The sequence below is a fragment of the Roseomonas sp. GC11 genome, assembly GCF_024437745.1.
GTDB lineage: Bacteria > Pseudomonadota > Alphaproteobacteria > Acetobacterales > Acetobacteraceae > Pseudoroseomonas.
On record NZ_JANFNY010000064.1, the window covers coordinates 19,401 to 31,673 of the forward strand.

The following is a 12,273-nucleotide window of genomic DNA, read 5'->3' on the forward strand; positions in this document are numbered from 1 at the left end:
CCCGTGAGCGACATCCTGAACGAACTGGCGGCGCTGGAGGATCACGGCGCCTTCGCCGCGCGGCATATCGGCCCCTCCGACGCCGAGATCGCCGCGATGCTGAAGGCCGTGGGCGCCAGCAGCCTCGACGACCTCGCCGACCGCACCGTCCCCGCCGCCATCCGCGGCCAGGATTTTTCTCAGCTGCCGCCTCCGGTGTCGGAGGCGGAAGCGATCGCGGAACTGCGGGCGCTGTCTGACGAAAACATCCGGCACCGCTCGCTGATCGGCATGGGCTATCACGGCACGCATGTGCCGCCGGTGATCCTGCGCAACGTGCTGGAGAATCCCGGCTGGTACACGGCCTATACGCCGTATCAGGCCGAGATCGCGCAGGGGCGGCTGGAGGCGCTGGTCAATTTCCAGACCATGGTCTGCGACCTGACCGGCCTGCCGGTCGCCAATGCCTCGCTGCTCGATGAGGGCACGGCGGCGGCGGAGGCGATGGCCCTGGCGCTGGCCGCCAGCAAGGCGAAGTCGCGCAGCCTGCTGGTGGCCGCCGATGTCCACCCGCAGACCATCGCCGTCATCCAGACCCGCGCCGAGCCGCTGGGCCTCGCCGTCGAGGTCGTGGCCGTCTCCGAGATTCCCGCCGCCACAACGGAAAAAAAACCGTTCGCGCTGGTGCTGCAATATCCGGGCACGACGGGCGAGGTGCGCGACATCGCGCCCGAGATCGCCGCGGTGCAGGCCGGTGGCGGCCTCGCCATCGTGGCGGCCGACCCGCTGGCGCTGACGCTGCTGACGCCGCCCGGCGAGATGGGCGCGGATGTCGTCATCGGCTCCAGCCAGCGCTTCGGCGTGCCGATGGGCTATGGCGGGCCGCATGCCGCCTTCATGGCGGTGAAGGACGCCTATAAGCGCCTGATGCCGGGCCGCCTCGTCGGCGTCTCGGTGGATGCCGCCGGGCGCCCGGCCATGCGCCTCGCCCTGCAGACGCGCGAGCAGCATATCCGCCGCGAGAAGGCCACCTCCAACATCTGCACGGCGCAGGTGCTGCTGGCCGTCATGGCCGGCATGTTCGCCGTGTGGCACGGGCCGGAAGGGCTGGTCCGCATCGCCCGCCGCGTCGCCCTCCAGGCGCGCCTGCTGGCCGATGCCGCCACGCGCGCCGGCCTCGCCCTGCGCCACGACGCCTTCTTCGACACCCTGGCCATCGAGGCCGGCGCCCGCGCCGATGCGCTGATGGCGGCGGCGCTGGCGGCCGGCTTCAACCTGCGCCGCATCGATGCCACCGGCGTCGGCATCGCGCTCGACGAGACGGTGACGCGGGCGGAGCTGGAGACGCTGGCGGGCGTGCTGGCCCAGGTGGGCGGGCAGGCCGTGGCGCTGGCCGATCTCGCCCCGCGCGGCGGGCTGCCGGCGGCGCTGGCGCGGCGCTCGGCCTTCCTCACCGCCCAGGTCTTCAACAGCCACCATGCGGAGCATGCCATGCTCCGCTACCTGAAGTCGCTGGAGGACAAGGACGTCGCGCTGAACCGCAGCATGATCCCGCTCGGTTCCTGCACGATGAAGCTGAACGCGACGGCGGAGATGATCCCCGTCACCTTCCCGGGCTTCGGTGAGCTGCACCCCTTCGCCCCGGCGGAGCAGGCGCGGGGCTATCTGACGCTGATCCGCCGGCTGGAGACTTGGCTGGCCACCATCACCGGCTTCGCCGCCGTCTCGCTGCAGCCGAATGCCGGTAGCCAGGGCGAATATGCCGGGCTGCTCGCCATCCGCGCCTATCACCATGCGCGGGGCGAGGCGCAGCGCGATGTCTGCCTCATCCCCTCCTCGGCGCACGGGACCAACCCGGCCTCGGCGGTGATGGCGGGGATGCGCGTCGTCGTCGTCGGCTGCGACCGTGACGGCAACGTGGATCTGGCGGATCTCGACGCCAAGATCGCGCAGCACGCGGACAAGCTGTCGGCGCTGATGATCACCTATCCCTCGACGCATGGCGTGTTCGAGGAGGAGATCATCCGCATCTGCGGCGCGGTGCATGCGGCGGGCGGGCAGGTCTATATGGACGGCGCCAATATGAACGCGCAGGTGGGCCTCACCGCCCCCGGCCGGATCGGCGCCGATGTCTGCCACCTGAACCTGCACAAGACCTTCTGCATTCCGCATGGCGGCGGCGGGCCGGGCGTCGGCCCGATCGGCGTGGCGGCGCATCTGGCGCCGCATTTGCCGAACCATCCGCTGCTGGCCGAGGCCGGTCCGGCCACGGGCTATGGCCCGGTCTCCGCCGCGCCTTTCGGCAGCGCCTCCATCCTGCCCATCTCCTATGCCTATATCCGCATGATGGGCGGGGCGGCGCTGACGCGCGCGACGCAGGTGGCCATTCTCAACGCCAACTACATCGCCAGGCGGCTCGAAGGGCACTTCCCCGTGCTCTACAAGGGCGCGCGCGGCATGGTGGCGCATGAGTGCATCCTGGACTGCCGGGGCTTCCAGCAGGGCGGCGGCGTGGTGGTGGAGGACATCGCCAAGCGCCTCCAGGATTATGGCTTCCACGCCCCGACCATGTCCTGGCCGGTGACGGGGACGCTGATGGTCGAGCCGACGGAGAGCGAGACCAAGGCCGAGCTGGACCGCTTCTGCGACGCGATGATCGCCATCCGCGCCGAGATCCGCGCCATCGAGCAGGGCCGTGCCGACCGCAACGACAATGTGCTGAAGAACGCGCCGCACACCGCCGTGGAGGTGATGGCCTCGTCCTGGACGCATCCCTATAGCCGCGAGGAGGCCGCCTTCCCGCTGCCCTTCGTGGCCGCGCACAAGTACTGGCCGCCGGTCAAGCGCGTGGACAATGTCCATGGCGACCGCAACCTGATCTGCACCTGCGCCCCCCTGGAAGACTACGCCCAGGCCGCGGAGTGACGCGCCGGCCGCCAGCGGCGGCCGGCCCTGACAGAAACTGAAGGGGTCTGGGGAAGCTGTGCTTCCCCAGATTCTTTTTATTCGATATTTTAGATTTCTTCTTTTTCTGAAGAAAAAGAAGCAAAAAGACTTTTTCCGTCTGGCGCTCAGCCTTCCAGGGCGAGCACGGCGAAGCTGGCCAGCCAGTGTTCGCCCATATAGTCCCCGGCCACATGCGGCAGGCCGGCCTCCAGGTGAAGTTGCGCTACCTTCTTCTGGCCGAGATTGCGCCAGCACCAGGCGCGGCTCAGATTCAGCCCGTCCAGATGCGCGATCTTGCCATCGCTGCGGTCGCTGACCGTGGCGGGGGTGAAGAGCGTCGCCGGCTCCTGCTGCGCCAGGCGCGGCAGGAAGGCGCGGCACCAGGGCGCGAATTCCTCCGGCGGCAGCAGGCGGCGCATCGCCTCCGCCTCGATCAGCGTGGAGGAGAGGAAATCATCGCCCGAGGGCTCGCCCCAGGCCGGGGCATCCTGGTCCGCGCCATACCAGCGGCGGGCGGTGTCGCGCAGCAGGGCCAGGAACGCATCCCCGGCATAGTCGGCGGCGAGGCGCAGGGCGAAAGCCGTGTTGAAATGCGTGCCCACCCGCACCGGATAGGTCGCCCGGGGCAGGAAGTCGCGGAACTTCTCCTCCACCAGCGCGCCGAGGGGCGCCGTGGCGGCCTCCCATTCCGTGCCGCGCAGCGTGGCGCAGAGCTTCAGCGCCCAGGCCCAGCCATAAGGCCGCTCAAAGCCGCGCGAGGAGGGGCGGGCGAGATAGGCGCATTCGCCGGCGATTTTCTCCGCCGTCAGGTTGCGGGCGAAAAGGGCGCGGATGTCGGCGGCCGGCTCCATGGCGGGGAAGCGGTGCAGCAGATGCGCCAGCAGCCAGTAGCCATGCACGCAGGAATGCCAGTCATAGCTGCCGTAAAAGACCGGGTAGAGCTGGCGCGGCGTGCCGAGATCCTCCGGCCCGGCGAAGGCATGGGCGATCTTGTTGGGATATTCGCGCTCCACATGGCCGAGGGCGATGTGGGCGAAGCGGGTGGCGAGGTCTTCGGTCAGCGTCATGCCGCCATCCTGCGCCGGCCGCGCGTGGGAGGACACCCCCTCGACGCTGCCACGCCCCTGGCGCAGCATGCCCGGCCGTCCACCGGAGAGACATGACCATGAGTTTCCGTATCCTCCCCCTCGCGCCCGAGCACCGCGCGGAGTGGGAGCGCCTCTACCAGGGCTATGCCACCTTCTACCGCGTCACCCAGACGCCGGAGATGCGGGAGAAGGTCTGGGGCTGGATCCATGATCCGGCGCATGAGGTGAAGGCCTTCATCGCCCTCTCGCCCGAGGGGAAGGGGCTGGGGATCGCGCATTACCGGCCCTTCGCCCGGCCGCTCTCGGCCAGCACCGGGGGCTTCCTCGATGATCTGTTCGTCGATGCCGAGGCGCGCGGGCTGAAGCTGGCGGATGCGCTGATCGGCGCCGTCGCCGAGGTCGGGCGGCAGAAGGGGTGGAGCATCATCCGCTGGATCACCGCCGAGGATAATTACCGGGCGCGCGCCGTCTATGACCGCGTGGCGGCGCTGACGCCGTGGAAGACCTACGACATCAAGCTGTGACGCCGTTTGGGGAGGGCCCCCCCCCCCCCAGGCCCCTCCCGCCGGGGAGGCGGGGCCTCCCCGGACCCCGCCATCTGGGAAAAGGGTGGGGGAGGGGCCATCTCTGCGGCCATGCTGACACGCCGCTCCGCCCTGGCGCTGCCCGCGCTGCTCGCCGCCCGCCCCGCCGCCGCCCAGGAGCTGCGCCAGGCATGGCATGACCCCGCCCGTGGCCGCACCCTGCCCGTGCTGCTGCGCCTGCCGGAGGGGGAGGGGGCGGCGCCTCTCGTCATCGTCTCGCACGGGCTGGGCGGCACGCGGGAGGGGCTGGCCTATCTGGGGCAGGCCCTGGCTGCGGCGGGCTTCATCGCCCTGCATGTGCAGCACCCCGGCACGGATGAGAGCCTGTGGCGTGGCGCGGCCGATCCGCGCCTTGCCCTGGCCGCCGCCGCCAACAATCCCCAGGGCGCGCTGGAGCGGCTGCGGGACGCGGCCTTCCTGCTCGATACCCTGCCGGGGCAGCCCGCCCTGGCCGGGCGGGTGGACATGGCGCGGCTGGGCATGGCCGGGCATTCCTATGGCGCCTGGCTGGTGCAGCACATGCTGGGCCAGCGCCTGCCGGGCGGCGACCGGGGGCTGGCCCTGCCGGAGCCGCGGCTCTCGGCCGGCATCGCCCTTTCGCCCATCCCGCCGGAGGGCATGCCGCCGCGCCTCGCCTTTGCGCGCGTGCGGGCCCCGCTGCTCTCCGTCACCGGCACGCAGGACCATAGCTGGATTGGCGGCGTGCGGGCGGAGAGCCGGCGCATTCCCTTCGATGCCCTGCCCGGCCCGGCGCTGCTGGCGGTGCTGGAGGGCGCCACCCATGCCAGTTTCGCCGCGCAGCCCGCCCTGGGCGACCCCTGGAATGATGGCACCTACCAGCCCCGCATCGCGGGCCTTGCCGTGGCCTTCCTGCGCGCCTTATGGCAGGGCGACACCGCCGCCGGCACTTTCCTGCGCGATGGTGCCCATGGCCTCCTGGCCGAGGGCGACCGCCTGGAAACCCGCGACTGGAGCTGAAGGCGGGGTCCGGGGTGGCCCTGCCACCCCGGTCGGAGGGTCCGGGAGGGCGGCGCCCTCCCGGTTTTTTTGCGAGTGTTCGGATCAGTTTGGGTGCGGCCGGGCAGCCTCCCGGTGAGGACAGAGACCAATGCCCGATTACAGCCTGGAGCGCGCCGCTGGCGGCCGTGTGGCCGGTGTGGACGAGGCGGGCCGTGGCCCGCTGGCCGGGCCGGTGATGGCCGCCGCCGTGATGTTTCACGGGGAACCCCCGCCTGCCCTGGCGCAGCTCCTGGACGACAGCAAGAAGCTCTCCGCCGCCCGGCGCGAGGCGGCGGTGACGGTGCTGCGCGCCGCCGCGCGGGCGGGGGTGCTGGACTATGCCATCGCCGCCGCCAGCGCCGCCGAGATCGGCCGGCTGAACATCCTGCGCGCCACGCATCTGGCGATGTGGCGGGCCGTCTCCCGCCTGCCGGCGCTGCCCGATGTGGTGCTGGTGGATGGCAATGCGGCGCCGCGCCTGCCCTGCTCCACCCGCTGCGTGGTGAAGGGGGACTCCCTCAGCCTCTCCATCGCCGCCGCCTCCATCCTGGCCAAGGTGACGCGGGACCGCGCCATGACGCGGCTGGACAGCCGCTGGCCCGGCTATGGCTTTGCCCGGCATGCCGGGTATCCCACCCCCGCGCACCGCGCGGCCCTGGCTTCGCTTGGGCCATCCCCCCATCACCGCCGGGGCTTCGCGCCGGTGGACCAGGCGGCGCTGCTCTGACAGGCTGAATTCCTGCGACTCGGTCGGCTTGACGGCGCGACTCTGCCCCGCGCATTGTCCGGCTTCGAGTCGCTAGGGGTTTCGCACGCGTGGGGACGGGGCTGGATCTGCCGTTGGACTGCATCCTGGAGGGGGATTGCATCGAAATGCTGCGGGCGCTGCCGCCCGCCTCGGTGCACGCCATCTTCGCGGACCCGCCCTACAACCTGCAACTGAAGGGCGAATTGCGCCGCCCGGATGAAAGCGTGGTCGATGGCGTGGACGATGCCTGGGACCGCTTTTCCGACCTCTCCGCCTATGACGCCTTCACCCGCGCCTGGCTGACCGAGGCGCGCCGCGTGCTGCGCAAGGATGGCACCATCTGGGTCATCGGCAGCTACCACAACGTCTTCCGCCTGGGCGCGGCGTTGCAGGATCTCGACTTCTGGATCCTGAACGACGTCATCTGGCGCAAGGCCAACCCGATGCCGAATTTCCGCGGCCGCCGCTTCACCAACGCGCATGAGACGCTGATCTGGGCGGCGCGCGGGCAGGAGAGCCGCTACAAGTTCAACTACACCGCCATGAAGTCGCTGAACGACGATGTGCAGATGCGCAGCGACTGGTTCATCCCCCTCTGCACCGGCGGCGAGCGGCTGCGCGACGAGAAGGGCCAGAAGGTCCACCCGACGCAGAAGCCCGAGGCGCTGCTGCACCGGGTGATCCTCTCCTGCACGGCGCCGGGGGATGTGGTGCTGGACCCCTTCCTGGGCACCGGCACCACGGCGGCGGTGGCCAAGCGCCTCGGCCGCCGCTTCATCGGCATCGAGCGCGACCCCTCCTATGCCGCCGCCGCGCGCACGCGCATCCGGGCGGTGGAGCCGCTCTCCGAAAGCGCCATGCTGGTGACGCCGACACGGCGCGAGCAGCCGCGCATTCCCTTCGGCGCGCTGGTGGAGCGCGGCCTCGTGCCGCCCGGCGCCCGGCTGGTGGACCGCCACCGCCGCTTCGTCGCCGATGTCGGGGCGGATGGCTCGCTGCGCTGCGGCAAGGCGCAGGGCTCCATCCACCAGGTGGGCGCCGCGGTGCAGGAGGCGCCCTCCTGCAATGGCTGGCTGTTCTGGCATGTGGAGCGGCGGGACGGCACGCTGCGCCTGCTGGACGAGCTGCGCGCCGAGCTGGTCGCCACCCTCGGCGGCTGAGCGGGGGCCGTCAGGCCGCCTTGCCCTCCGGCCGGGTGGTGGCCAGGAACAGCGCCGTGCCGCCCAGCACGCAGGCGCCCAGGAAGGCGATGGCCGCCCCCGGCCCGCCGCCCGCCCCCACCGGCCCCGAGGCCGCCTGAAGCACCGCCGCCCCCAGGAAGAAGGACAGGTTGACGGCGGAGAGCGCCTTGCCGGCCTCCTCCGGCGGCACCGCCGCGCGCGTCATGGCGAAGATCAGCGGCTGGATGGAAATGGCCAGCCCGAAGCCGAAGAGCAGCGCCGCATCGGCCAGTGGCGGCAGCATGGCCAGCCCCAGCGCGGCGGAGAGCCAGCCGCCCGGCCCGCCCCCGGCGACCAGCAGCAGCAGCCCGCCCGCCACCGCATGGCCCAGCGCCAGCAGGGCGCGGCGCCGGCCCAGCCGGCGGTCCAGCACCCCCGCCAGGGCCGGCCCGGCGATCAGCGCCAGGGTGAAGAGCAGCAGGAGATTCCCCGCCTCGATGCGCGGCAGCCCCTTCACCGCCATCAGCCAGGGGCCGCCCCAGAGGCCGCGCACGCCGATCACCACGGCGAAGGAGGCGAAGGCCAGCAGCATCATGCCGCGCAGCCGGCGGCCCAGCCCCATCCGCACCACCACCCGCGCATCGGCCAGCAGCGAGGGGTGGGGGCCGGGGGACACCACCGGCGCGGGCACCAGCCGCGCCACCAGCAGGGCAACCGCGAGCCCCATCAGCGCCGCCGCCCAGAAGCCGGCGCGCCAGCCATGATGCTCCACCAGCCAGGCCAGCGGGCTGGCCGAGAGCAGCATCCCCACATTGCCCACCGCCTGGATCAGCCCGGACCACAGGCCGAACCGCGCCGGGCTGAGCAGCTTGGCCGCCAGCGTCATCGGGCAGAGCAGCATGCCGCAGCAGCCGAGGCCGAGGACGATCTGCGCCAGCAGGAACCCCGCCGGCCCGCCCACCAGGGCCGCCAGCACCGCCCCCGCCGCGATGGTGCCCAGCAGCACCAGCGCCACCGGCCGCACCCCGAAGCGGTCCAGCGCCACGCCGAGCGGGATCTGCCCGGCGGCGAAGGCGAAGTGATAGGCCCCGGTCAGGCTCGCCAGACCCTCCGGCGTCACCCCCAGGTCACGCGAGAGCAGGTCCGCCGCGATGGCCGGCAGGGTGCGCACCAGATTGGACAGCATATGGCCACAGGCCAGCACCAGCAGCGGCGCCATGAAGGCCGCCGAGCCCTCGCGCGTGTTCATCCTGGTGGTTTCCTTCCCTTTTGGGGAAGGAAAGCGCAATCGGGAGGTCAGATAAAGAGGGAGAGAACTTCTTTTTCTGAAGAAAAAGAAGCAAAAAGACTTTTTCAGGCTGCCGCCGTCTCCCGGCGCAGTGGGGCGCTGAACTGAAAAAGTTTTTTGGTTCTTTTTTTCAAAAAAGAACTTCTTTCTAGTTGCCGCTGCGCGTCACCTTGGCCTGGCACCACAGGCTGAGCAGCAGCAGCCCCGCCGCCGCGACGCCAAAGGCCAGCCCATAGCCGCCATGCCCGAGCAGGATGCCGAAGCCCACCGAGCCGATGCCCTGCCCCAGGAAGAGCGCCATGGCGAAGGCGGAGACGGCGGTGGCGCGCGCTTCCGGCAGGGCCTCGGTGCTGCGCGCCTGGAGCACGCCGTGGAACATGAAGAAGAACAGCCCGCACAGCGCCTGCGCCACCGCCACCACCGGCCAGGAGGGGGCCAGCGCCAGCACCGCCAGCGCCACGGCGAGGCAGATGCCGCCCACCAGCAGCAGCCGCGCCTCGCCCAGCCAGCGCAGCATCTGCCGCGCCAGCCGCGTATAGGCCAGGGAGCCGAGACCAAACCCGGCCACCACCAGCCCGGCATGCCAGGGCTCCAGGTGGAAGACCTGGATCAGGTAGGAGCCGATGAAGGGAAAGGCCCCGCCGAACAGCAGCAGCCCATCCAGGAAGGCCGCCAGCAGCAGCCGCCGCGCCGCCGGCCGCCGCAGCAGCAGGGCATAGTTGGCGAAGCCCGAGCCCGCCCCGGCCGGCGCCGTGTTGCGCCACAGGGCGCGCCCCAGCGTCAGCGTGATGGCCAGGGCCGCCAGCGTCGCCACCGCCCCCACCAGCAGGAAGACCGCGCGCCAGCCGAGCGCCTGCCCCACCGCGCCGGAGATCGGCCCGGTCAGCAGCTGCGCCATCACCATGCCGGTCATGAAGCGGCTGAGCGTCGCCTGCCGCTCGGCATAGGGGACATTGTCGCCGATCCAGGCCATGGCGAGGGGAATGATGGCACCCCCCGCCGCCCCGGTGGCCGCGCGCAGCGCCACCAGCGGCGCCATGGCGGTGGCGGCGACGCAGCAGGCCATCATCAGCCCATAGAGCAGCAGCCCCAGCGTCAGCACGCGCAGCTTGCCGAAGCGGTCCCCCAGCGGGCCGAGCACCACCTGGCACAGCCCGTAGGGCAGGGCGAAGGCGGTGATCAGCACCGCCACCTCCGCCACCGTCACATGCATCTCCGCCGCGATCAGCGGCAGGACGGGGTCCAGCATGCGCATGCCGCAGCCGGTGGCGAAGGCCGCCGCCGCCAGCAGCGGCAGCATCGCCAGGGGAGGGCGTGCCTGAGGGGGGTGTGCCTGGGAGGGAGCCTGTTGGGGCGCCGCCGCCTCTGTCGTGCTCACGCCGCGCTGGCCGGCGGCGTCGCCGGGGCGCCGCCCTCGGCGCGCGGGCGGCGGGCGCGCTCGCTCTCCGTCTTCAGCTGGCCGCAGGCGGCCAGGATGTCGCGCCCGCGCGGCGTGCGGATGGGCGAGGCATAGCCGGCCTCCTGCACGATCCGCGCGAAGCGGTGGATGGCGTTGTTCGAGGAGGTCTCGTAGGGGCTGCCAGGCCAGGGGTTGAACGGAATCAGGTTCACCTTGGCCGGGATACCCTGCAGCAGCCGCACCAGCTCGCGCGCATCGGCCTCCGAATCATTCACGCCCTTCAGCATGACATATTCGAAGGTGATGCGCCGGGCATTGGAGGCGCCGGGATAGCGGCGGCAGGCCGCCATCAGCTCCTCGATCGGGTATTTGCGGTTGAGGGGGACGATCTCGTCCCGGATGTCGTTGCGCACCGCGTGCAGCGAGACGGCGAGGCCCACGCCCAGCTCGGCGCCGCAGCGGTCCATCATCGGCACCACGCCGCTGGTCGAGAGGGTGATGCGCCGGCGGGAGAGGGCGATGCCTTCCCCGTCCATGATGATGCGCATCGCCTTGGCGACGTTCTCGTAGTTATAGAGCGGCTCGCCCATCCCCATGATGACGATGGTGGAGAGCAGGCGCGGCGTGCCATCGGTCGGGCTCGGCCATTCGCCATAGGAATCGCGCGCCGCCATGAACTGGCCGACGATTTCCGCCGCCCCCAGGTTGCGCACCAGCTTCTGCGTCCCCGTGTGGCAGAAGCGGCAGGACAGCGTGCACCCCACCTGGGTGGAGATGCAGACGGCGCCGCGATCCTCCTCCGGGTCCGGGATATAGACCGTCTCCACCTGCTGCCCGTCGCGGAAGCCGAAGAGCCATTTGCGCGTGCCGTCGGTGCTGGTCTGCTCCGCCGTGGCGCCGGGGCGGCCGACCACGAAACGCTCCGCCAGCTTGCCCTGCATCGCCTTGGCGATGGTGGACATCTGGCTGAAATCGGTCACGCCCTGGTGGTAGATCCAGTGCCAGAGCTGCTTGGCGCGGAAGGGCTTCTCGCCGATCGCGACCATCTCCGCCACCAGCTCCTCGCGCGAGAGGCCGACGAGGTCGCGCCGCCCGTCCGGCAGTGTCGCCGGGGGCGGGGCGAAGAGCGCGGCCTTGGCCAGGATGCGGGCGCGCTCCGCCTCGTTCAGATCGGCTGTCGGGGCAGCTTGCATGGGGGCAGCCGCCATGGCAGCAACGGGGGGGGCGGTTTCGGTCATGGGATTTACCGGCGGCCCGCCGGACACTCCTTGCTGATGGCCTCATAGGCCGCGCTGAAGCCAGACAGGGAAAAAGTATCGGTGGCGGTGCCGCGGCCCTGTGGCCCCTGGCCCTTGGCCACGGCCTGGGAGCCATTGCGGAAGGCCGCCACGGCCTTGCCGCCCTCACGGGCGAAGGCATTGTCCTGCGCCGTGTAGAAATCCAGCTCGCTGCCGCCGACCGTCACGGTCACATCGGCATTGCGCGCATAGGTATAGCCGGCGCGCAGGGCCACCTGGTCACGCCCCTGCGGGCGGTGCGTCACCGTCAGGATGACATTCTGCCGGCTGCCGGCGCCCTCGGCCTTGGTCGCCCGCGTGAAGGCGTAACAGACCTTGCGCCCGCCCTCCATATGCGTCGCCGCTGTCCAGTCCTGGAAGGTGCCCAGCGCCTGGGGGCGCTGCTGCTGCTGGGCCAGGGCGGGACCCGACATCACGCCGAGCGCCGCCACGAGCGTCAGAAGGAGGGAAGGGTGCCGTTTCATGCGCGTCAGATAAAGCTTCCTGCCGCCATGCCGCAACCGCACAAACCCCAACCCCGCCCCGCATTTTTCTGCAAGCTGCCGGTCAGGGCCGGGACGGCGGGTGCTGCACTCCAAACCTCCGCCCCGGCCCAGGGGGATACGCGGGGGGATGGCGCTGGCGCCAGCGCCCCGCCGGGACACGCCCTCCGTTCCGTGTCCCGCCTGGGAACGCGACGGCGGGTGCTGCACTCCAAACCTCCGCTCCGGCCCAGGGGATACGCGGGGGTGTGGGGGGGGGGGGCCGCCCCCCCCCGGGTAACCCCCCCCGCGCCGGTACCCGC

General features: G+C 71.3%; 10 protein-coding genes. 5 read left to right on the forward strand and 5 right to left on the reverse strand.

Annotation, left to right across the window (positions count from 1 at the left end; translation table 11 throughout):
- Window positions 1–3: 3 nt before the first annotated feature.
- Window positions 4–2,904, forward strand: a complete 2,901-nt coding sequence (gene gcvP / locus NON00_RS18025; protein WP_256023906.1) for an aminomethyl-transferring glycine dehydrogenase — start codon at window positions 4–6, stop codon at window positions 2,902–2,904.
- A 146-nt stretch (window positions 2,905–3,050) separates the two neighbouring features.
- Here the strand turns inward: gcvP and NON00_RS18030 are convergent, their stop codons facing one another.
- Window positions 3,051–4,061: a DUF2891 domain-containing protein gene (locus NON00_RS18030; RefSeq protein ID WP_256023908.1), complete on the reverse strand. Its 1,011-nt coding sequence runs from the start codon at window positions 4,059–4,061 to the stop codon at window positions 3,051–3,053.
- Between the two features lie 29 nt (window positions 4,062–4,090).
- On the opposite strand from NON00_RS18030, the gene NON00_RS18035 reads away from it, so the two are divergent.
- From NON00_RS18035 to NON00_RS18050, 4 genes are all read left to right on the forward strand, one after another.
- A complete protein-coding gene (locus NON00_RS18035; protein WP_256023911.1) occupies window positions 4,091–4,537 on the forward strand; it encodes a GNAT family N-acetyltransferase in 447 nt (148 codons plus the stop codon).
- Window positions 4,538–4,648: 111 nt separating this feature from the next.
- On the forward strand, window positions 4,649–5,575 hold the full coding sequence (locus NON00_RS18040; protein ID WP_256023914.1) for an acetylhydrolase: 927 nt from the start codon (window positions 4,649–4,651) through the stop codon (window positions 5,573–5,575).
- A 130-nt stretch (window positions 5,576–5,705) separates the two neighbouring features.
- Window positions 5,706–6,323 (forward strand): ribonuclease HII, encoded by a 618-nt coding sequence (locus NON00_RS18045; protein ID WP_256023916.1) that lies wholly within the window; start codon window positions 5,706–5,708, stop codon window positions 6,321–6,323.
- 146 nt (window positions 6,324–6,469) lie between these two features.
- Complete coding sequence (locus NON00_RS18050; protein WP_256023932.1) at window positions 6,470–7,504, forward strand: site-specific DNA-methyltransferase; 1,035 nt, start codon at window positions 6,470–6,472, stop codon at window positions 7,502–7,504.
- A 10-nt stretch (window positions 7,505–7,514) separates the two neighbouring features.
- Here NON00_RS18050 and NON00_RS18055 read toward each other — a convergent pair whose 3' ends face one another.
- From NON00_RS18055 to NON00_RS18070, 4 genes are all read right to left on the reverse strand, one after another.
- Window positions 7,515–8,753, reverse strand: a complete 1,239-nt coding sequence (locus NON00_RS18055) for an MFS transporter (RefSeq protein WP_256023919.1) — start codon at window positions 8,751–8,753, stop codon at window positions 7,515–7,517.
- A gap of 187 nt (window positions 8,754–8,940) precedes the next feature.
- On the reverse strand, window positions 8,941–10,092 hold the full coding sequence (locus NON00_RS18060; protein ID WP_256023921.1) for an MFS transporter: 1,152 nt from the start codon (window positions 10,090–10,092) through the stop codon (window positions 8,941–8,943).
- Between the two features lie 74 nt (window positions 10,093–10,166).
- A complete protein-coding gene (gene rlmN / locus NON00_RS18065; protein ID WP_256023924.1) occupies window positions 10,167–11,384 on the reverse strand; it encodes a 23S rRNA (adenine(2503)-C(2))-methyltransferase RlmN in 1,218 nt (405 codons plus the stop codon).
- 50 nt (window positions 11,385–11,434) lie between these two features.
- Window positions 11,435–11,953, reverse strand: a complete 519-nt coding sequence (locus NON00_RS18070; RefSeq protein ID WP_256023926.1) for an invasion associated locus B family protein — start codon at window positions 11,951–11,953, stop codon at window positions 11,435–11,437.
- Window positions 11,954–12,273: the final 320 nt, after the last annotated feature.

Excerpts from the sequence above, each read along its gene's own strand:
- NON00_RS18030 (WP_256023908.1), bottom strand. The coding sequence starts at position 4,061 with ATGCTGCGCCAGGGGCGTGGCAGCGTCGAGGGGGTGTCCTCCCACGCG.
- NON00_RS18035 (WP_256023911.1), top strand. The coding sequence starts at position 4,091 with ATGAGTTTCCGTATCCTCCCCCTCGCGCCCGAGCACCGCGCGGAGTGG.
- NON00_RS18040 (WP_256023914.1), top strand. The coding sequence starts at position 4,649 with ATGCTGACACGCCGCTCCGCCCTGGCGCTGCCCGCGCTGCTCGCCGCC.
- NON00_RS18045 (WP_256023916.1), top strand. The coding sequence starts at position 5,706 with ATGCCCGATTACAGCCTGGAGCGCGCCGCTGGCGGCCGTGTGGCCGGT.
- NON00_RS18050 (WP_256023932.1), top strand. The coding sequence starts at position 6,470 with ATGCTGCGGGCGCTGCCGCCCGCCTCGGTGCACGCCATCTTCGCGGAC.
- NON00_RS18055 (WP_256023919.1), bottom strand. The coding sequence starts at position 8,753 with ATGAACACGCGCGAGGGCTCGGCGGCCTTCATGGCGCCGCTGCTGGTG.
- NON00_RS18060 (WP_256023921.1), bottom strand. The coding sequence starts at position 10,092 with ATGCTGCCGCTGCTGGCGGCGGCGGCCTTCGCCACCGGCTGCGGCATG.
- rlmN (WP_256023924.1), bottom strand. The coding sequence starts at position 11,384 with ATGCAAGCTGCCCCGACAGCCGATCTGAACGAGGCGGAGCGCGCCCGC.
- NON00_RS18070 (WP_256023926.1), bottom strand. The coding sequence starts at position 11,953 with ATGAAACGGCACCCTTCCCTCCTTCTGACGCTCGTGGCGGCGCTCGGC.